Annotated in this window: 18 protein-coding genes; 11 read left to right on the top strand and 7 right to left on the bottom strand. The window is 63.9% G+C overall.

Annotated elements, in window-relative coordinates:
* Positions 1–64: 64 nt before the first annotated feature.
* From C7389_RS25755 to C7389_RS21795, 4 genes are all read right to left on the bottom strand, one after another.
* Entirely contained in the window at positions 65–190 is a 126-nt protein-coding gene (locus C7389_RS25755; protein WP_281275406.1) for a hypothetical protein, read from the bottom strand.
* 27 nt (positions 191–217) lie between these two features.
* On the bottom strand, positions 218–622 hold the full coding sequence (locus C7389_RS21785) for a hypothetical protein (RefSeq protein ID WP_133594774.1): 405 nt from the start codon (positions 620–622) through the stop codon (positions 218–220).
* A complete protein-coding gene (locus C7389_RS21790; RefSeq protein WP_211168399.1) occupies positions 609–1,022 on the bottom strand; it encodes a hypothetical protein in 414 nt (137 codons plus the stop codon). Before C7389_RS21790 ends, C7389_RS21785 begins: the two co-directional genes overlap by 14 nt.
* A gap of 114 nt (positions 1,023–1,136) precedes the next feature.
* Positions 1,137–3,452 carry a TonB-dependent siderophore receptor gene (locus tag C7389_RS21795; RefSeq protein WP_133594776.1) on the bottom strand — a complete coding sequence of 772 codons (2,316 nt, stop codon included), beginning with the start codon at positions 3,450–3,452 and terminating at the stop codon, positions 1,137–1,139.
* 347 nt (positions 3,453–3,799) lie between these two features.
* On the opposite strand from C7389_RS21795, the gene C7389_RS21800 reads away from it, so the two are divergent.
* The 4 genes from C7389_RS21800 to C7389_RS21815 all read left to right on the top strand — a co-directional run bounded on the left by C7389_RS21800 (position 3,800) and on the right by C7389_RS21815 (position 10,404).
* Positions 3,800–4,939, top strand: a complete 1,140-nt coding sequence (locus C7389_RS21800; RefSeq protein WP_133594777.1) for an efflux RND transporter periplasmic adaptor subunit — start codon at positions 3,800–3,802, stop codon at positions 4,937–4,939.
* 11 nt (positions 4,940–4,950) lie between these two features.
* Complete coding sequence (locus C7389_RS21805; protein WP_133594778.1) at positions 4,951–8,043, top strand: efflux RND transporter permease subunit; 3,093 nt, start codon at positions 4,951–4,953, stop codon at positions 8,041–8,043.
* A gap of 64 nt (positions 8,044–8,107) precedes the next feature.
* On the top strand, positions 8,108–9,499 hold the full coding sequence (locus C7389_RS21810; protein WP_133594779.1) for an efflux transporter outer membrane subunit: 1,392 nt from the start codon (positions 8,108–8,110) through the stop codon (positions 9,497–9,499).
* 167 nt (positions 9,500–9,666) lie between these two features.
* On the top strand, positions 9,667–10,404 hold the full coding sequence (locus C7389_RS21815; RefSeq protein ID WP_211168400.1) for a siderophore-interacting protein: 738 nt from the start codon (positions 9,667–9,669) through the stop codon (positions 10,402–10,404).
* A 111-nt stretch (positions 10,405–10,515) separates the two neighbouring features.
* On the opposite strand, the gene C7389_RS21820 is transcribed toward C7389_RS21815, so the two are convergent.
* Positions 10,516–11,421, bottom strand: coding sequence for an AraC family transcriptional regulator (locus C7389_RS21820; RefSeq protein ID WP_211168401.1), 906 nt, complete (start codon positions 11,419–11,421; stop codon positions 10,516–10,518).
* A gap of 589 nt (positions 11,422–12,010) precedes the next feature.
* Here C7389_RS21820 and C7389_RS21825 point away from each other — a divergent pair.
* On the top strand, positions 12,011–12,964 hold the full coding sequence (locus C7389_RS21825; RefSeq protein ID WP_246034927.1) for a DUF72 domain-containing protein: 954 nt from the start codon (positions 12,011–12,013) through the stop codon (positions 12,962–12,964).
* Positions 12,965–12,979: 15 nt separating this feature from the next.
* Here the strand turns inward: C7389_RS21825 and C7389_RS21830 are convergent, their stop codons facing one another.
* Positions 12,980–13,621, bottom strand: a complete 642-nt coding sequence (locus C7389_RS21830; RefSeq protein WP_133594781.1) for a LysE family translocator — start codon at positions 13,619–13,621, stop codon at positions 12,980–12,982.
* 100 nt (positions 13,622–13,721) lie between these two features.
* Positions 13,722–14,534 carry an AraC family transcriptional regulator gene (locus C7389_RS21835; RefSeq protein WP_133594782.1) on the bottom strand — a complete coding sequence of 271 codons (813 nt, stop codon included), beginning with the start codon at positions 14,532–14,534 and terminating at the stop codon, positions 13,722–13,724.
* A gap of 462 nt (positions 14,535–14,996) precedes the next feature.
* Between C7389_RS21835 and C7389_RS21840 the strand changes: the two genes are divergently transcribed.
* The 6 genes from C7389_RS21840 to C7389_RS21865 are packed head-to-tail and all read left to right on the top strand — an operon-like array spanning position 14,997 to position 20,724.
* Complete coding sequence (locus tag C7389_RS21840; RefSeq protein ID WP_133594783.1) at positions 14,997–15,863, top strand: STAS domain-containing protein; 867 nt, start codon at positions 14,997–14,999, stop codon at positions 15,861–15,863.
* Between the two features lie 33 nt (positions 15,864–15,896).
* Positions 15,897–16,229 carry an STAS domain-containing protein gene (locus tag C7389_RS21845; RefSeq protein ID WP_211168402.1) on the top strand — a complete coding sequence of 111 codons (333 nt, stop codon included), beginning with the start codon at positions 15,897–15,899 and terminating at the stop codon, positions 16,227–16,229.
* A 20-nt stretch (positions 16,230–16,249) separates the two neighbouring features.
* On the top strand, positions 16,250–16,678 hold the full coding sequence (locus C7389_RS21850; protein ID WP_211168403.1) for an anti-sigma regulatory factor: 429 nt from the start codon (positions 16,250–16,252) through the stop codon (positions 16,676–16,678).
* Positions 16,679–16,698: 20 nt separating this feature from the next.
* Positions 16,699–17,808 (top strand): ATP-binding SpoIIE family protein phosphatase, encoded by a 1,110-nt coding sequence (locus C7389_RS21855; protein WP_211168404.1) that lies wholly within the window; start codon positions 16,699–16,701, stop codon positions 17,806–17,808.
* A complete protein-coding gene (locus C7389_RS21860) occupies positions 17,777–19,165 on the top strand; it encodes an ATP-binding protein (protein ID WP_133594786.1) in 1,389 nt (462 codons plus the stop codon). The genes C7389_RS21855 and C7389_RS21860 overlap by 32 nt, the downstream gene beginning before the upstream one ends.
* Complete coding sequence (locus C7389_RS21865; protein ID WP_133594787.1) at positions 19,162–20,724, top strand: ATP-binding response regulator; 1,563 nt, start codon at positions 19,162–19,164, stop codon at positions 20,722–20,724. Before C7389_RS21860 ends, C7389_RS21865 begins: the two co-directional genes overlap by 4 nt.
* The last annotated feature ends 6 nt before the right edge of the window (positions 20,725–20,730 follow it).

Consider the following 20,730-nt stretch of genomic DNA (forward strand, 5'->3'; position numbering starts at 1 on the left):
CCGCGGCCCCCACCCCGATCACCGCGGAGAGTTGATTAACCCAGGGGGTCAATTCCAGATGTCGTCAGGGGGTTAAATCCTCGTGTCGCTTGACAACAGCCCAGCTTTTTTTCATGGAATGATGAATGGTGGCAAAAGCTGTGATGCTGGCAGCAGCTCGCCGCGACAGTTCGCGGCGGCAGAGTTTCATGGGAGGATCAGACGCCAGCGTAGGGCGTCAACGGGACGGGTTCCCGTCCTTCGAGAGCAGTTCTCTTGCCATCTCTATCGCTTGCTCACGCGAATTGGCAAGAAGTAGAGGGTAGCCCCAGAACTTGGCAAAAAGGACTGCAAATGCCTTGTAACCCATGCGTTTTGCCTGGTTGGGTTCGATCTGAATCATTGCCAGGACCAGCTTTCGCAACTCCGCCTTGTGCTTTTTCATCCAGAGCGCGAGGCGTTTCTTCTCTTCCGGCGAGTGCTCGTGTTCTTCTGCAGGTGGTGCGGTGTCGTTCAAGATTACGAAGGGTTCGCCGCGCCGCAAGTTGGCCTCGAATTCGTCGAAGTCCTTCTGGGGATCATGCCCGGGTTCCTGCGTGAGATTCATCCAGACCAAAGGGAAGTCAGAGCTATTCATCGACATGGCCGTTTCCTTTGCTTTTGATGCGACGCCAGGTCGTTGCAATAGCGAGCACGCTGGGCAATGTAATGAAGAAGACTGCTGAGAAGGCAATGTGCCAACCGTCGCGCAGCCCGTCGGCGATTCCCCCGAGGGTATTCAGGACGACAAGCAGGCTGCCGAGGATCAGCGCAACCCACTCGGCCTTACGGGTTCCGATCAGCGCGAAAAGCACCGTGACGATCCAGCAGCCATAGAACGCGGAAAACATCCACAGTACGTCGGGATCAAACGTAATCGCCGGTGTCGCTCCTTGCGCTCTCACGAAGTCGTTTACGTAAAAGAACAACTGGAAGGTGACGAAAAGCACGACACCAGCGGCTGTCGTCAACCAGAACAAGGCGACCTTGTTGGGGTTGTTCATGGCCAGGTCTTGTGCGGGGCGTAGGGGGGGCTGAAGGGGCATGGGAGCTTTCTCCATGATCAATGGCCATATGGCCGGGATTTCCAACTGTTGAAGCGTTCGCCCGAGAGCAAATCAATACCCATAGCTCAGCGTCGCCATCACATTGCGTGGTGCGCCATAACCCACGGTGTCGAAATCGCCCTTCTGTAGCGCGTACTTCTTGTCAAAAACGTTGTTGACGTTGACGGCTACGTTGGTCTGCTTGGTGATGGAGTAGCGCCCCATCAGTGATACCAGCGCATAAGAACCTTGTTCCCCGCCCAACGAACTGGTGCCAGTATTGGGCGCTTGGTAGAAGCGGCTTTGCCATTTGACGCCTCCGCCTAGCGTCAATTTGCTCCAATCCCCGGGCAACTGGTAGGTGGTGAAAAGCTGAGCGGTGGTGCGCGGGATTTGCGAGTTCAGGCGGATGCCATCGCCATCTTTCGCCCTGAAGTGGGCGATACCTGCATAGATGTTCCAGCCACGCGCCAGTTCGCCCTGCAAGTCCAGCTCGATGCCGCGCGACTTCGTCCCGTCGGCGCCTTTGTAGGCTTGGGCGCCGCCCGGCGTATAGGTGCCGGCGACGATCTGCGCGGCGTTGTCCAGCTCAGTTTCGAACACGGCGACCGACGCGTTCAGACGCTTGTCGAGATACTCGCCTTTAAGGCCGATTTCCTTGGTTTTCCCCTTGGCCGGCGTGAGTACGTTGCCGTTGCTGTCCCGATAGTCGGTTTGCGGATTGAATATCCCCGTGTAGCTCACATAGGCCGAATAGGTCGTGTCGATGTCGTAAATCAAGCCAGCATACGGGGTGAACTCGCTGCTCTTCTTGTAGTGCAACGACGAACTGCCGACGGCGTCGTCGATCTCGTAGCTGCTGAAGCGGCCGCCGACAATGAGTTTCAGAGGGTCGGCCAGCGAAAACCGGGCTGCGCTGTAGACACCGCTCTGCTTGATTCGGGTGCGGGTCGGTATCCACGCCATGGCGCCGAAGTCAGGGCGGGGATAGGCTGGGCGTAGGTCGTAGACATTAACCGGGAGAAAGCCGGCATAGAACGGCGCGATATCCTGCTGGCTGGCTGTGCGGCGCGAACGCGTTGCCCCCACCACCAGCTCATGTTGGCGGCCCAGCCATTCGAAGGGGCCGCTTGCCATCACGTCGAAGGTGTTTTGACGGCTGTGCCCTTGGGACGCTAGTGCTACCGGATAAGCCCCGTGGGGATAAGTGCCCAGTCCCGTGATCCGATCGGGACGGCCGACCACGCCGAGCAGTTCGGCATCAAATTCGGTGCGGTACTGGTTAAAGACGCCCCGGACCTTCCAGCCGTTGTCGAAGCGGTGTTCGATCTCGGCAAACGCGGTCTTGAGGGTATTGTCCCAATAGCTCCAGTCCTGCGCATAGTTCTTGGAGCGCGAATACTCCGCCTGCGTGCCGTCGCTGAACCAGAGCGGCAAACCGCCCCAGGTCGAGCCCTTGGGCGTGATGTCCTGGTAGTCATAGCCCAGGCTCACCGTCGTGTCCGGGGTCAAATCTGCCTCGATGATGCCGTAGAACGACTTCCTCTCCGGTTTGTAGCCATCGAGGTACGAGTGCCCATCCTGGTACGTCCCTACGAGGCGCGCGCGGATGCGGCCGTCCTCGGTCAACGGCGTCGAGATGTCGCCCATGCCCCGGTAGGTGTCCCAACTCCCAGCACCAAGCGAGGCGGCAGCCGAGAAGTCACGGGTCGCTCGCTTGCGCACCAAATTGATGGCGGCTGACGGGTTGCCGGTCCCGGTCAGCAAGCCGGACCCGCCGCGCACGACCTCGACACGATCATAGAACGCGGTATCGATGGAACCGATGCCGCTCCCATTGACAATGTTGCCGACGACGGTGGGGATGCCATCGTACTGAACGTTGTTGATCAGGAAACCGCGCGAATAGAAACTCGTTCGTTCGCTGTCGGACTGGTACGACGCGACGCCCGTGGTGTTTTCCAGCACGCTCTGAACCGAATTCAACTGCTGGTCGTCCATGCGCTGGCGCGTGATCACCGTCACCGCCTGTGGTGTTTCCTTCAGCGACAGCGGCAGGCGCGTGGCAGCCGCCGTCTCGCCCGTGGTGTAGGAGCCAGTACCTTCGGTGGTCGCCGTATCCATGCGGCCCGTTACGGTGATGGCCGGCAAGGCTATCGACTCTTGAGACGGCCCCTCCGCCTTGTTTTGGATCGGCGCGGGCTGGGCGGCGAATGCACCCTGCGCGCTGATGAGAACCGCGGCCGCAACGGCCGAGCCCAGCACGGTACGGGGCGCGCTCGCGATGGCGCCCTTGTACTGCCCATCCAGATGGAGATGGACGGCGGCGGGCCCTGTATGCATATCGATTGGCCCGCGAGATTTCCCAGCAGATGTGAGGACAGACATCAACAATACTCATTCGCATTTAGATGCCGTATTTAACAATAGGGACATGAGGACTGATGGCGAAATCAGGCCAGGTTGTTATTCAGTTAGGCCAGTCGCGGCGCTTTCAGCGAAATGTCCGTAATGAAAAACACTCTGACCTAGTTTTGCAATGCTGCATTTTTCTGCGTGGGTACGCTGCGCTTGATCGTGGTTAGCCATGCCCCAGCCCAGCGTGCCTGGCCGGCCGAACAAGCACTTTGTTCTTACCGAGGAAATCCTGTTATGTCCCCACTTTGCCTTCGTATGGCGACCATGCGCAGTCGGCCAAGTACCCCCTCAACACCGGCAGCCGTCGAGAGGAGCGCATGAGTACCGCCACCTTCCGTGTAAAACCCATTGCCATAAGCGTCGTCGGCCTCGTCGTGGTCTTCGGCCTGCTCTATGCATGGCGCACCGCCCGCAGCAGTGGCGCTGAATACCACGCTATGCCGCCGCTGCCGGTTTCGACGATTCGCGCGCAACCTCGCAGTGTGACCGAGGAGTTGCAGGCCGTTGGCAACTTGCAAGCCGTGCGCGAAGTGCTGTTGGCTCCCGACACGTCGGGTCGCGTGACGGCCATTCATTTCGAGGCTGGCCAGTCCGTGAAGGAGGGCGTGGCGCTCGTGCAGCTCTATGACGCCCCTGAACAAGCGGATCGTGCTGCTGCTGTGGCCAAGGCCGATTTCGCCCAGCTGCAATTACGGCGCTCACAGGAACTGGCTCCCACTGGCGCCGAGCCGCGTGAACTGCTCGAGCAACGCAAGGCAGAAGCCGCCCAGGCCGCGGCAGCAGTCCGACAGTTGGATGCACGGATTCAGCAGAAGAGCATACGTGCGCCATTCTCTGGTCAGATCGGCATCCGGCGTATCAATCCGGGGCAGTACCTCAACGCCGGCGATGTGATCGCGACGCTGACGCAACTCGACCCGATCTACGTGAATTTCACGCTACCCCAGCAGGACTTGCCCAAGCTCGCGCCGGGCATGCAGGTGCGGGTCACCGTGGACGCCGCGCCAGACAAGGTGCTCACCGGCAGGATCAGCAGCATCGAACCCCGCATCGATGGCGAAACTCGCAATGTGGTCGTGCAGGCACTCTTGCCCAATTCCGACCGATTCCTCAAGTCCGGGATGTACGCGACCGCTTGGCTGGCGTTGCCCGCTACGACCGACAGCATCGTGTTGCCGCTGACGGCGATCCAGACATCCGCCTCCGGTGACAGCGCGATCCTCGTGCAGGATGCTGACGCGCAGGGAATTGGCAAGGCAGTCGCCGTGCCGGTCGTCACCGGTCGTCGGCTCGGCGAAGAAGTCGTCGTGACCCAGGGCGTGAAGGCCGGCGACATCGTGGTGATGGCCGGCCAGAATCGGCTCCCGCCCGGTGCGATGGTGAAGATCAATGCAGCGGCGGCTGCCGCAGCGCCGCCTGCCGCTCCGGCGGTCGCCTCCGCCGCTGGTACACGGTAGAGGACGGCGCCATGCATTTCACCGACATCTTCATCCGCCGCCCCATCCTTGCGCTGGTGGTCAGCCTATTGATTCTGCTGATGGGTGCCAGCGCGATGTTCCTGCTGCCCGTACGGCAGTATCCCTATCTGGAAAACGCCACCATCACGGTCAGCACCTCGCTCCCAGGTGCGACCCAGGAGGTGATGCAGGGCTTTGTCACCACGCCGATCGCGCAGTCCATCGCCACGGCCAGCGGCATTGAATACCTCATTTCGACCACCAAGCCGGGCAAGAGCGAGATCAAGGCGCGTCTGCTGCTCAATGCCAACGCCGACCGGACGATGACGGAGGTCCTCGCCAAGGTGCAGCAGGTCAAGTACCAGTTGCCGGCAGGTGTCACCGATCCGGTCATCAGCAAGTCCACCGAAGGCGGCACGGCGGTGCAGTACATCGCCTTCTACAGCAAGACCCTTTCGATCCCGCAGGTGACGGACTTCGTGTCCCGGGTGGCACAACCGCTGTTCACCAGCATTCGTGGCGTGGCCTCGGCCGACGTCTATGGCGGCCAGGCACTGGCCATGCGCATCTGGATCGATCCGGTACGCTTGGCGGCGCATGGGTTGTCGGCCGGCGAGATCTCGGCCGTGCTGCGCGCCAACAACGTGCAGGCCGCGCCGGGCCAGCTCAAGAGTTCGTTGACCGTCACCAACATCAGCGCGGCCACGGACCTGCGCGGTGTCGAGGACTTTCGCCAGATGGTCGTCAAGTCCAGCCCCAGCGGCGGCGTGGTGCGGCTGTCGGATGTCGCCACGATGGAAGTCGGCGGCCAGAACTACGACAACCTGTCGTTCGCGACAGGCATCCCTGCGATCTTCGTGGCCCTCCAACCCACGCCCGATGGCAATCCCCTGGAGATCGTCAAGCAGGCCAACGAACTGCTGCCCAAGATCCGTGCGATGGCGCCGGCGGGCCTGACCGTTGCCCCCAACTACGACGTGGCGCGTTTCGTCAATGCGTCCATCGAAGAAGTGAAGCACACGCTGATCGAGGCCATCGCCATCGTGATCGTGGTGATCTTTCTGTTCCTCGGCACCTTCCGCGCGGTCATCATCCCGGTGGTCACCATCCCGCTGTCTCTGGTCGGCACGGCCGCACTGATGCTGGCCTGCGGCTTCTCGATCAACCTGCTGACACTGCTGGCCATGGTGCTGGCAATCGGCTTGGTGGTGGACGATGCCATCGTGGTGGTGGAGAACATCCATCGCCACATCGAGGAAGGATTGACCCCCGTGCGCGCGGCCTTGCTCGGCGCACGCGAAATCGTCGGGCCGGTGATCGCGATGACCATCACGCTGGCGGCGGTCTACGCGCCCATCGGCATGATGGGCGGGCTGACCGGCGCGCTGTTCAAGGAGTTTGCTTTCACGCTGGCCGGCTCGGTGATCGTTTCCGGCGTCGTCGCGCTGACGCTCTCGCCGGTGATGAGTTCGATGCTGCTCAGTTCCAAGCAAAGCGAGGGACGGCTGGCGAAGCGGGTCGAACACACCATGGAAGGGCTGACGGCATTCTATGCACGCATGCTGGCCCACACCCTGGCTGCTCGCGGCGCGGTTCTGCTGGTGGGCGCGGTCGTGCTGGCCGCCATCGTGGTGCTGTTCATGGGTACACGTCATGAACTGGCGCCGACGGAAGACCAGGGCGCCATCATCGTCGTCACCAAGGCACCGCAATATGCCGGTGCGGGCTACACCGGCCGCTATGCCGAACAGATCGAGAAGCTGTTCGGGTCGATCCCGGAGTTCGACAGCAGCTTCATGAACATCGGCGACGCCGCCGGCGGTCAGAACATGATGATCGGTGGCGCCATTCTGAAAGATTGGTCGCAACGCAAGCGATCGGCCACCGAAATCCAAGGCCAGATTCAGGCCGCCGGCGGCGCGATCGACGGCGAGACGCTGACCGCCGTGCAATTGCCCCCGCTGCCAGGCTCCAGCGGCGGCCTGCCGGTGCAGATGGTGCTGCGCTCGCCCGACGACTTCAAGACGCTGTACGAGACCGGTGAGAAGATCAAGACCGCGGCCTATGCCAGCGGCCTGTTCCTCTACGTACAGAACAACCTGTCCTACGACAGCCCGCAGGCGCACATCACGATCGACCATGCGAAGGCCAGCGAAATGGGCGTGACCATGCAGGCGATCGCCGATACCTTGGCCGTGCTGGTTGGCGAAAACTACGTCAATCGCTTCAACTTCCACGACCGCTCTTACGACGTCATCCCGCAGGTGCGCGGCAACGAACGTATGACGCCGGACGACCTCGGGCGCTTCTACGTCAAGGCAGCCTCCGGCGCGTTGGTGCCGCTGTCGACCGTGACCCGCATCGAGATGCGTCCGCAGGCCAACCAGCTCACCCAGTTCGGCCAGATGAACTCGGCCACGCTGGAAATGCTGCCGGCGCCGGGCGTGACCATGGGCGAAGCGGTCGCATTCCTGCAATCGCAGCCGCTGCCGCCCGGCACCAGCGTGGACTGGCTCAGCGACAGCCGCCAGTTCGTGCAGGAAGGCAATCGCCTGCTGGTGTCGTTCTGCTTTGCTCTGGTGGTCATCTTCCTGGTGCTGGCGGCGCAGTTCGAAAGCCTGCGTGATCCGCTGGTGATCCTGGTGACGGTGCCGCTGGCGGTCTGCGGCGCGCTGGTTCCGCTGTGGCTGGGCTATGCGACGCTCAACATCTACACCCAGATCGGATTGGTCACGCTGATCGGGCTGATTTCCAAGCACGGCATCCTGATGGTCACCTTCGCCAACCATATCCAACACCACGAAAACCTGAGCCGCATCGAGGCGATCGAGAAGGCGGCGGCGGTGCGCATGCGGCCGGTGCTGATGACGACCGCGGCGATGGTCGCGGGCCTGGTGCCCTTGCTGTTCGCAGACGGTGCGGGCTCGGCCAGCCGCTTCTCCATCGGCATCGTGGTGGTGATGGGCATGATGGTCGGCACCTTCTTCACGCTATTCGTGCTGCCTACCATCTATAGCTTCATCGCAAAGGATCACCGTGCCGCAGCGGAAAGTCCCCGCGCGCGTGAACTCGCTACCGTGGAGGCACCTCATGTCACGCTCTGAACCGATCCTTGCCATGCCTACTGCTTCGCGTGCCCCTACGTTTCTCCCTGGCCGGGCGGCCTTGATGGTGGTCGTCGCCACTCTCGTCAACGTAGGCTGCGCCAGTGGCCCTGACTATCACCCTCCGGCCACGCCGCAGGCCGCGGCAGGCGCCTTCGTCAGCCGGCCGGCCGATACGGAGCCCGCCGTATCGCTGCCGCCGGACTGGTGGAAGCTGTACAACGATCCTGCGCTCGACGATCTGGTGCAGGAAGCCCTGTCGGCCAATACCAATCTGCGCGTGACGCTGGCCAACCTCGACAGGGCACGGGCCATCTACAGCGAAGCGCGTGGTGGCTTGTTCCCCTCGACCAACCTGTCCGCGGGTGCTGGCTATGGTCGCGACCAAACCACGTGGGCGGGTGCCGGCAGGGCACCCACGCAGTGGAGCTACAGCGGCGGGCTCGACATCTCTTACGAAGTCGACCTGTTCGGCCGGGTCAGGCGCGACATCGAGGCTGCCAGCGACGATGCCGATGCGGTCGCCGCCGCCCATGATTCGGCGAAGGTCGTCGTCGTGGCCGAGACGACAAGGGCCTATGTGGACGCCTGCACTTATGCCGAATCCATCGACGTCGCGCGCTCGTCCGTTGAACTGGCTCAACGCAGCGTGGATCTGATCAGCCGCCAAGAACACGCGGGGTCGGCGTCGCATCTTGATGTGGAGCGGGCTGGCGTTACGCTTGCCCAGGCACAGGCCACCTTGCCGCCGTTGCAGGCTCAGCGGGATGCCGCGTTGTTCGAATTGGCCGCGCTGATGGGGCGGACGCCTTCGCAAGTGCCCGATTCCGCGCGCGCCTGCACCAAGGCACCGGAGATTGCAGGTACGCTGCCCATCGGTGACGGCACCTCGCTGCTGCGTCGCCGCCCGGACTTGCGTCAGGCTGAGCGCCAACTGGCCGCCGACACCGCGCGTATTGGGGTGGCTGTGGCCGACCTCTATCCTCGCGTCACCTTGGGCGCTTCGGGGAACTACCTGCGCAACGACTATCTGAAGGGCAATCGCACCTGGTCGTTCTCAATGGGGCCGCTGATCTCGTGGAGCTTCCCCAACACGGTGATCGCGCGTAGCCGTGTCGCACAGGCCAGGGCGCAAACCGCTGCGTCGTTGGCCGCCTTCGATGGCGCAGTGCTGAATGCGCTGAAGGAGTCCGAGCAATCCTTGAGTGCCTACGGTGCCGCCATGCAGCAACGTCAGGCGCTGATCGAAGCTCGTGACCGGGCCGAAAGCGCCTTCCAGCTGGCCGAGCAGCGTTACCGCGCCGGTTCCATCAGCTACCTCGATGTGATCGTGGCGCAGACCAGCTTGATCGATGCGAAGTCGCAGCTGGCTGCGGCTGAGCAGCGAGTAGGTTCCGCACGAATCAGCGTGTTCAAGGCGCTGGGCGGAGGATGGGAGCAGGCCAGTGCGCGGTAACGCCTGGGGTGCTGGCGCAATGGCGGTCTCGCCCATCGTGCAATGCCTGCGACTCCCTTGGGCCAGCTGGCGAAGTTAATCAACGACACCACATACCTGGAGGGCATCAATTCGTTATACCAAATGATCCAACCCGCTCGCCTGAATAAATACCTGGAACTCGTGCAATGAACGAAACCACCATGAGGAAACGTGCCAGCCTGCTCGAATCGGCGGTGCTCAAATTGTTCACGCGCAACGCGAACGTGCTGAGCGTCGAGGATATCGGCAGAAATTTCCGTCTCATCACCCTCGGCGGTGACGCGCTGAAGAACGTGCAGTGGACACCCGGCGACAAGCTCCAGATTCAACTGGGCGGCTGGGTGCAGCGCACCTACACGCCGATGGAATGGGACGCCGAAAATGGGCTCACGCGCATCCTCGCCTACAGGCATGGCGATGGGCCGGGCGCGAACTGGTCGCGCGCGTTGCGCACGGGGGAGGGCTGCATTGTGTTCGGCCCGCGCAAGTCAATTGACCTGACCCGGCTCCGCTTTTCCGATGCGGTGCTGTTCGGTGATGAGACTTCGTTCGGTCTGGCTGTGGCGCGGGTCAATGCAACGCCACCGGAAAAAACGCATCTGTTCTTCGAAGTCTCTTCGATGGCCGAATCGAAAGCGGTACTGGCGAGGCTTGGCCTTGGTGAATCCAACATCCACGAACGCGCCGACAACGACGCGCAGCAGCTTGCGCTGGCAGAAAAGATGAAGGCCGTGTTGCAGGCGAAGCCGGATGCAAGTGTCGTGCTGTCGGGCAAGGCCAGTTCGATCCAGCACATGCGCCAACTGCTCAAACGATTGAGCATTGGCTCGAACCGCTTCCAGTCAAAAGCGTATTGGGCACCCGGAAAAAAGGGGCTGGAATAACTCCCTACTCAAGCCGTCTCGGTGCAGCAGCAGTCGGCTAAGAAGCTGTCGGGCTTTGGGATGCGGCTCGCGCCGGGGCGACTCGGGGGCCTCCCAAAGCCCGACAGCCTCCTACATCAGTCCCTGATCGGAAAGCATGATGCCCGGTATCGAGGTGGGCTCCCGGGCGGCCACCCGTTCAGAGAGGTATCGTGCAGGCGGCTTGCCTACGGCCTTGCGGAACATGGTGACGAAGCCACTGGCATTTTCGTAGCCCAGTTCCAATGCCACCGTTTGCACGCTTTCGCCTTTGGTCAAGCGTTGTAGCGCGAGGATGACATGCAGTTGCCGGCGCCACTGTCCGAAGTTCATGCCAATTTCTTGCAGCAGGAGCCGACTCATGCTCCGTTCGCTTATGCCGATTCGGATAGCCCAATCGCCCTTCGAGGTCTTGTCAGTCGGGTCGGCCAGCATCATTTCCACGAGGCGGCGCAATCGCGGGTCGCGTGGCATGGGCAGATGCAGGTCTTCCACCGGAGCCTCCACCAACTCGTCGAGCAATGCGGCAATCAGTCGATCTTCCCGACCTCCCAGTGCGTACAAAGCAGGAAAGCTGGCGACCTTGAGGAGCAGTTCGCGTAGCAGTGGCGATACCGAAATTGTGCAGCACGTTTTCGGAAGATCCGGCGCGGCGTCAGGCTCGACGAATAGGCAATAGCATTCCGTTTCACCTGACCCCCGTGCCGCGTGGGGCAAGTCTCCAGGTATCCATACGGCGCACTGTGGCGGCACGATCCAGACGCCGTCTTCAATTTCACAGTTGAGGATGCCGCGAACGGAGTAGATCAGCTGTGCCTTGCGGTGCTGATGCTTCGCGTTCTCCCAGTCCCTTGCTACGGATGTGGCGCTCAGGGCGACGACGGGGCGAGGAACGCTGTCGACGTCCTTGGGCACCGCTATATCAGTGATGGCAACGCTGGGCATGGTGAGTGTTACGACTTGTATTGAAGATGAGATGATGTCCTGTTTGAAAAGCATTGGGGGAAAATTTCGCAATCTCATCCCCGGTCGGCAAGTAGCAACCAGACGATGATGATCGCAATGCCCGATGAACGGGTCGAATGCCTGGCCACTGTGTTGGCCTGGCAGCAGCCCCGTGGAGGGGCTATGTGCCGGCGGAAGACCTGCTGCGGATGGCACGGGTGGCGATGCAGGCCAACGGGGCGAAGAGATGGCTTGGAGGAGACCGCTTTGCTGGTCTGCGCTATCCTGGAGCGCGATTGACGACGGAGTTGCCGGAGCCGTCGCCCCCTCAAATCCTTTCATCTTCCGCACCAGACAAAGCTCTTGGCTCCGTCGATCATCACAGATCCCCGAAAGTACGCGGGCTTGCGAGAGCTGTGAATGATCGAGTGGTGGTAATCGCCCAGGGTCGGCTGCTGCCCCCGTGACGTGGCCAAGGATAGGGAAGGATGCCGACCAGGTGTATCTGGCCGGCATCCTCATTTTCAGGTCGCCCCGGGAAGGGCGGCATGCTTGCTTGCGATAGCCGTTCTCTCACCAGTAGCTTGCTCAAGCCATGCAAGAACAGCTCTTTCCCGCCGATGCCGAGCAGCCCTTGGAACTGGTGGAGGCTGCGGCTTTCGACCCCGCACTCGGGGCGCTGGCCGCCTCCTTGCCGACGCGGTTGCGCTTCGGTACCTCGTCCTGGCATTACCCGGGCTGGAGCGGGCTGGTATGGAGGCGGGATTACCCTCGTGAGACCTTATCCCGGCACGGGCTTGCGGCTTACGCACGCCATCCCTTGCTCCGTACAGTGGGTGTGGACCGGACCTTCTACCGGCCCTTGAGCGCGGCCCAGTTCGCTGCGATGGCCGAACAGGTGCCGGACGATTTCCGCTTCGTCGTCAAGGCGCCCAACCGGGTCACCGATGCCTTGCTGCGGGACGACGTCGGCCGGGGGCGTCAGCCGAATCCCGACTTTCTCTCCGCTGATTGCGCCTTGCGGGATTTCGTCGAGCCGGCGCTGGCAGGGCTGGGTAGCAAGCTGGGCGCACTGGTGTTCCAGATCAGTCCGCTGCCGGCGCAGTGGCTGGCGCGGACAGAGGCGTTGGTGGGGCGTCTGCATTCGATGCTGGCGGCCCTTCCGGATCCGCGCCCGGATGCCCCGGACGGTGTGCTGGCGGTAGAGGTACGCGACCCCCAGTGGTTGACGCCAGGCTTCATCCGGGCGCTGAAGGACGGCGGCGCGACCTACTGCATGGGCGTGCACGCGAAGATGCCGCCCCTCGTCGAGCAGCTTCCCATCCTGCGGGCCTTGTGGCCGGGCCCGCTGGTGTGCCGCTGGAACTTCAATCCGCGGCACGGCGCTTTCGGTTACGAGGAAGCACGGCGCCTTTATCTGCCATATGACAGGCTGGTGGATGAAGATCTGGCTACGCGCAGTGCGCTTGCAAGGGTGATCGCCGGAACGGTGGGCGCTGGGCAGAATGCCTTCGTCACCTTGAGCAACAAATCCGAAGGCTGTGCGCCGCTATCGGTAGCGGCCTTGGCGCGCGCGGTGGTGGAACTGCGCCGCTGAACAGGCTGCAGCGGTTCAAGAGAACACCAGCATGCCGATCACGCCCAGAGCGAGCAGGATCAGGACCGCGCCGGTTGTGCGCTCCAGCCAGGGCAGCGATTCTGCAAAGTGCCGCAGCACTGCGCGATTGCCTATCGCTCCTGCTACCAGCAGGTCCCACAGCAAGACGATGCTGAACATCCAGCTGCCGTATGCGGCCTTCCATGCCGGGCTGTTGTGCGGCCCGCCAGCCAGCATGGCAGCGAGGCTGGCATAGAACAGCGCGTTCTTCGGGTTAAGGATGCCGCACAGGAAGCCGCTGCCCAGGGCCTGGCGCCAGCTGGAGAGTTTGCCCTTGCCCGCGGCCGGCGCCGCGTCGGCAGTGGGCGGCAGAACCTGCTTGCCGGCATGGCGAAGGAATAGCTGGCCAAGGTAGAGCAGGTACAGCGCCCCGACGAACTGCAGGCCGAGGAAGAGTGGGCTGCCGGCCTGGAGTACGGCGAAGCCGGCAAAGGCGGCGACGATGAATACGCCATTCGCCAGGGCGATGCCGAGGCAGGTGCCGCTGGCGATGCGCCAGCTGGCGGCGAGCGCGCTGCGGGCGATCAGGAAGAAGTCGGGGCCAGGGGAGAGCAGTGCCAGGAAATGGGCTGCGGCGACGATGAGGAACTGCTGCATGCTGCGGCTTCGAGGAGTGGGCTGGGCGCCGAAGTCTGGGGCCCGGCAGCCGCGTTGTATTGAACGAAATTGCAGCCCGGGAACGCCGGCAGGGCTGGCGTCAACCGCGGTAGCTGCCGGGAGTGACGCCGGTGTGGGCCTTGAACATGCGCTGGAAGTGGCTCTGGTCGGCAAAGCCGAGGCGGTGGGCGATGTCGGCCAGGGCGTCGCCGGCGCGCAGGCGGTCCCGTGCCTGGTTGATGCGTTCGTTCAACTGCCAGGCGTGCGGCGTGAGTCCGCTGGCTGCGCGGAAGCTGCGGATGAGCTGGTAGCGGCTCATGCCGGCGAGCGCGGCCAGTTCGCCCAGCGACAGCGCATCCACCGCTTCCTCCTTCAGGGCGCTGAAGACCGGCTGCAGCCGCCTGCGCTCTGGCGCCCCTGATACAGGCTCGACGACGCGGTCGTCCTGCTCCTGCACGTAGTCACCGATCAGCTCCACCAGTGCAGCTTCCTTGGCATGGGGGCCGGCGTCGGAGAAGAGCAGGGTGTTCAGCTGACAGAAGCGAGTGTAGGAGGCGGCAGACGTGCGCAGCCGTACCGGCTCCTCACCGGGAGGGAGGAGTTCCTGCGAGCCTGCCTCCTGGCGTACTGCCTGCCACCACCGGGCATCCACGTGCAGCATCTGGTAGCTCCATGCCGCGTCCACCGGGTTGCAGGCATGCACCCGGCCGGGCGGCACAAACACCAGCGTGCCGGCGCGAAGCTCCACCGGGCCTTCAGCGGTACCGGTAAAGAGGCTGCGGCCTTCATCCACCGCGCCTATGGAGAAACTCGGGTGGCTGTGGGCGCGGTAGCAGGCGCGGCTGTGGCAGGCCCGCCGGCTTTCCACCTGGGGCAGCGCGGGGTCACGCCAGAATTCGGTTTTCTCGTCCATTGGGAGAAGGCGGATGGTTGGTCATACGGCGGGCAGGAGAGGAGGGAAAAGCCGTGGGGCCGCAACTTGCTGAGGGCCCGGCAAAAGCCGGATGGTGGCCCGCTTTTTCATCGGAATTTCCTTGCCATTCTTGCGGCTGCCATGGGGGCGTGAACCCGGGCGCCTAATGAGTGGGCGAGGGGACGGCGAAAGGGCGGGTGCCGTGCCCCGTGTTCTGCGGGAAGGTCGCAAGTATAAGATTTACAAAGGTTTTGTAAAAAATACAAAATGCGAAGACCCCCCATGTTTTCGTACCCGCGCGAGGAAGTCGCCGTGTACCATTGCCCCGCCCTGTTGCCTCAGAGGCAGATTGGTGATGCCACCGGCCTTCGCTGGTGGCATTTCTCTACCCAGGTGCATTGCACATCCGCCCGTTTGTCTGTTGTGGTCCAACCTGCGTTGCAGGTCTGTTCTGGAGACTATATGGATACCCCGAAAGGCGCAGCCCTGATTGAAATCCTTTCGCGCCATCGCGATGCCTTACTGACGGAGTGGCTGGACCAGCATCTTTCCATTGCGCTGCGCCGCGGCCTGACGACGGAGGCCGAGATGCGGGAACAGTTCCGCAGCTTCCTCAATGTGTTCACCGATGCGCTGCAACGCAGCGACATCCTGGATGCGAACCGCCCTGAATGGGAGCCAGTGCGCGCATTTCTGGCCGAAATGTCCGCTCATCGCGCCCGCCAGGGTTACACCCCGGTGGAAACTGCCACCTTCGTGTTCTCGCTGAAGCAGCCCCTGTATGTGCGCCTGCGTACCGAACTCGATGACGATCCCGCAGCGCTCTCCGAGGTCAGCTGGAATGTAAACCTGCTGCTGGATTCGCTCGGCCTCTTTACCACCGAAGTGTTCCAGCGCAGCCGGGAATCCATCATCGCCCGTCAGCAGGAAGAACTGCTGGAACTCTCGACTCCGGTGGTGCAACTGTGGGAGGGCATCCTGGCCCTGCCGCTCATCGGCACACTGGATTCCGCCCGTACCCAGGTGGTCATGGAAAGCCTGCTGCAGAAGATCGTGGAAACCGGTGCCGGTATTGCCATCATCGACATCACCGGCGTGCCTACGGTGGATACGCTGGTGGCCCAGCATCTGTTGAAGACGGTGGCCGCGGCCCGGCTGATGGGCGCTGACTGCATCATCAGCGGCATCCGTCCGCAGATCGCGCAGACCATCGTCCATCTGGGCGTCGATCTCACCAATGTCACAACCAAGTCCACGCTGGCAGACGCCTTCACCGTCGCGCTTCAGCGTACCGGCTCCAGCGTCCTGACGCCCTCTGCCACGGCCTAGGGGGACGTGATGGAGCGGATTCCAATACTGAGAATGGGCAATTGCCTGATCGTCGCCATCCAGGTGGACATGCACGACAGGCTGGCGATCGCGTTGCAGGACGACCTCACCGAACGCATCGTCAAGGACAAGGCCAAGGGCGTGCTGATCGACATCTCCGCGCTGGACGTGGTCGATTCCTTCATTGGCCGCATGATCAGCAACACCGCGGCCATGGCCACCGTGCTGGATGCGGAAACGGTGGTGGTCGGAATGCAGCCTTCGGTGGCGATCACCCTGGTGGAGCTGGGTTTGACGCTGAGCGGCGTCAGCACGGCGCTCAATGTCGAAAAAGGCATGGCGTTGCTGCAACAGCGCCGGCGCTGACCGCTGGAAGGTACCCATCCATGATGCACGTTGGCGATGTGACAGAGACATTGGCGGCCGAAGTCGGCCTGCGTTCGGACGAGGAGATCGTCCGGCTGCGCCAGATCGTGCGCGATCACGCCATTGCGCAAGGCTTCTCGCTGGTGGACCAGACGAAGTTCGTTACCGCCGCGAGCGAACTGGCACGCAACACGCTGCAGTACGGCGGTGGGGGCGATGCCCGCCTGAGCAAGCTCACCAATGGGGTGCGGGTTGGCCTGCGGCTGCGCTTCGTGGACCGGGGGCCGGGCATTGCCGATATCGAGCGCGCCCTGCGCGATGGTTTCACCAGTGGCGGCGGCTTGGGGCTGGGGCTGGGCGGGGCCAGGCGCCTGTGCGACGAGTTCGAGATCCAGTCCGAGCCGGGCAAGGGCACGGTGGTCTCCATCACCAAGTGGAAGCTGCGCTGAGGGGCGTTGAATTGAGCGGTTTGCGCAGTACCCATCTTTCCTTCGAAATCGCCGATGCCAGCAGCGTGGCCTTCGCCCGCCGGGGCGCGGGCGAGGCCGCGCAGTCCATAGGCTTTTCCGAAACCGACGCCGGCCGGCTGGCACTAGTGGTCACGGAGGCCTCTACCAACATCCTGAAGCACGCCGGGCATGGCGAACTGCTGGTCCGGGTGGATGCCGATGGCCCGGCCTCCGGCGTGGAGATCACCGCGCTGGATTCCGGCCCTGGCATCGAGGACCTGCGCCGGGCTTTCGACGATGGCAGCTCCACCGCCGGCACCGCCGGTACCGGCCTGGGGGCGATCAAGCGCCTGTCCGACGAGCTGGCCGTCTATAGCCAGCCGCGGCTGGGTACCGTACTGCGCGCGGTGGTGCGCAGCAAGGGGCAGGGCGGCAGCCGGGCGATGCCGGCCTATGGCATGGACATCGGCGGCATCTGTACGCCGCTGCGCGGCGAAGTGGTCAGCGGCGATGCCTGGAGCGTGGAGAGCGATCAGGACGGTCTCACCATCACCGTCGCCGATGGACTGGGCCATGGCCCGGAGGCGCGGGAAGCGGCAGTCGCCGCGCTGGAGGTGGCCTATCGCCGCGCCGGCCGTGCGCCGGCCACGCTGATGGAGCTGGCGCACGGCGCGCTGCGTTCCACCCGCGGCGCCGCGGTGGCCATCAGCAGGCTGGATCTCGTGCGCTCGGTGCTGTCTTTCTGCGGCACCGGAAACATCTCGGCGGTGGCCTTCGGCATCGGCAGGCCGCTGATGGCCGGAGAACGCCCGGCCGCCGTGCCCGAAGCGCGCGAGAGCTGGCAACTCTCCTCCCGCAACGGCATCGTCGGCCATGCGATGCGCGACGCCCAGCAGTTCGATGTCGCCTGGCCCCGAAACGCGCTGCTCGTGCTGCATTCGGACGGCGTCGCCACCCGGTGGTCGCTGTCCGCCTATCCCGGCCTGTATCTGCAGCCGGCGGCACTCATCGCCGCCGTCATCTACCGGGATTTTTCCCGCCGCCGCGACGACGCCACGGTGGTGGTGGTCAAAGCTGCGCCGGGAGTAGAGTTCGCCCATGAGCACACAGATATTCAGGCTCAGACTTGAGCGCGAGAAGGATGTAGTGGCCGCGCGTCGTACTGCGCGCGACATCGCCGCAGGGCTGGGTTTCTCCGCCCTGGACCAGACGCGCATCGCCAGCGCGGTGTCCGAAATCGCCCGCAACGCCTTCATGTATGCCGACGGTGGCGAAGTGGTGTTCGCCTTCGACGGCGCCAGCAGGCCGCAGGCCCTGCTGATCGATGTCAGCGACCGCGGCCCCGGCATCCGCGATCTGCAGGAGGTGCTGGACGGCAGCTACCGCTCTTCCAGCGGCATGGGGCGCGGCATCGCCGGCACCCGCCGGCTGATGGACCGCTGCCTCATCGAGTCCGCGCCGCAGCGGGGCACCCGGGTGTCCATGGCGCGCTTCCTGCCCCCGGATGCCTCCCGGCTGTCGATTGCCGAACTCGACCGCCTCGCCCGCAGCCTGGGACAGCAGGCGGTGGAAGCGGCCGTGGCCGACGAGATGCAGCAGCAAAGCCGCGAACTGCTCTCCACGCTGGCGGAACTGCGCGACCGGCAGGACGAGCTGGCCCGGCTCACCCATGAACTCGAAGCCACCAACCGCGGCGTGGTCGCGTTGTATGCCGAACTGGACGAGCGCGCCGACGAGTTGCGCCGCGCGGACATGATGAAGACACGCTTCCTGTCCAACATGAGCCACGAGCTGCGTACGCCGCTCAGCTCCATACGCGCGCTCTCCAACCTGCTGCTCAACCGCCTGGATGGCGACCTGAGCGCCGAGCAGGAGCGCCAGGTGGTACTGATCCGCCAAGCGGCGGAGAACCTCTCGGACATCGTCAACGATCTGCTGGACCTGGCCAAGATCGAAGCCGGCAAGACCGAGGTCTATCCTGCCCGCTTCGAGGTTCCGGCGCTGTTCGCCGCCCTGCGCGCGATGCTGACCCCGCTGCTGACCGACCCCGCGGTGAGCCTGCACTTCAATGATGCCGCCGGGCTGCCGGCCCTGCATTCGGATGAAGCCAAACTCACCCAGATCCTGCGCAACTTCGTCTCCAACGCGCTGAAATTCACCGAGCGGGGCGAAATCCGCGTCGGCGCCCGGGTGGAGCCGGACGGCGAGAACATCACCTTCTTCGTCGCCGACACCGGAATCGGTATCGCCGCCGAGCACCAGCAGGTCATCTTCGAAGAGTTCGGCCAGGTGCAGAACCGCCTGCAGCAAAGGGTGAAGGGCACCGGCCTCGGCCTGCCGCTGTGCCGCAAGCTGGCTGCGCTGCTGGGGGGTTATGTGGGCGTCAACAGCGAGCCGGGCCTGGGCTCCACCTTTTATGTCACCTTGCCCATCCAGTTGCCGGTCGATGGCGCCAGCGAGACGGAGATGCCGGGAGCGCTTCAATGAACTCTCCCGGCCAGCCCAGCCCGCTCATCCTCAACGTCGATGACAACGAAGGCGCCCGCTATGCCAAGACGCGCGTGCTGAAGCATGCCGGCTTCTCGGTGATAGAGGCGGCCACCGGCTATGGCGCGCTCGACCAGCTCCGCGAGCACGCGCCGGCGCTGGTGCTGCTGGATGTGAAGCTGCCCGACATCAGCGGCATCGAAGTGTGCGAGAAGATCAAGGGTGATCCGGCCACGGTTTCCACCCTGGTGCTGCAGACCTCCGCCGCCGCGGTGCAGACGCTGGACAAGGTGCGCGCCCTGGATGGCGGCGCCGACAGCTACCTCACCGAGCCGATAGAGCCGGCCGAACTGATTGCCAACGTGCGCGCGCTGCTGCGCTTGCGCCAGGCGGAGGAGGCGCTGCGCGAGGCCGACCGCCGCAAGGATCAGTTCCTCGCCACGCTGGCCCATGAGTTGCGCAACCCGCTGGCGCCGATACGCAACGCGGTGGAGCTGATGGACCCGCGCTATCGCGCCGACGACAAGGTGCTGGCCGAGGCGAGGATGATCGTCGGCCGGCAGGTCGCCCACCTCAGCCGCCTGGTCGACGATCTGCTGGACGTCTCCCGCATCACCCACGGCAAGATCGTGCTGAGGATGGAGGACGTGGACGTCGGCACCGCCATCGCCAATGCGGTCGAGGCCAGCCGGCCGCTCATCGACAAGAAACACCACCTGCTGCACGTCAGTGCCCCGCAGGCGGACTGCAAGGTGCGCGGCGACAGCGTGCGGGTGGCGCAGATCATAGGCAACCTGCTGTCCAACGCTGCCAAGTACACCCCAGAGGGCGGCTACCTGGAACTGAGCGCCGCGCTGGAGGGCGACGAGGTTGTGTTGCGGGTGCGCGACAACGGCATCGGCATCGCACCGGCGGAACTCAACGAGGTGTTCAACCTCTTCATGCAGTCCAACGGCGCCATGCCGCACTCGGAGGAAGGCCTGGGCATCGGCCTTTCCCTGGTCAAGACACTCACCGAGCTGCATGGCGGCACGGTGGAGGCCCGTTCGGAGGGCCTGGGCAAGGGCGCCGAATTCTCCGTGCGTCTCAGGGCGGTGCGGAAAACCGGCGGCGAGGCCCCGGGGCCGGTGGCGAAAGAGGGCGCCGGCAGCATGCGCCGGGTGCTGATCGCGGACGACAGTGTGGACGGTGCCGAATCCATGTCCATCCTGCTCGAAACGCGAGGTCATGAAGTCTGCGTCACCTTCGACGGCCTGTCTGCCATAGAGGCCGCGCGCAGCTTCCATCCGGACGTCGCCATCCTGGACCTCGGCCTGCCGGGTGCGGACGGCTACCAGGTGGCCCGCAGCCTGCGCGCCAACCCGGATACCGAGGGCGCCCTGCTGATCGCGCTGACCGGGTACGGCCAGGAAAGCGACCGCGCCCGCACCCGCGATGCCGGCTTCGACGGCCACTTCGTCAAGCCGGCGCTGTTCGAGGACGTGATGCGCGCCATCGATGCCGAAGGCGCGCCGGGCCGGCCGCGCAACCGCGGTGCAGGAGTAGCGGCGGCGGGCTGATTCGCG

This window comes from Azoarcus indigens (genome assembly GCF_004361735.1).
Lineage (GTDB): Bacteria > Pseudomonadota > Gammaproteobacteria > Burkholderiales > Rhodocyclaceae > Azoarcus > Azoarcus indigens.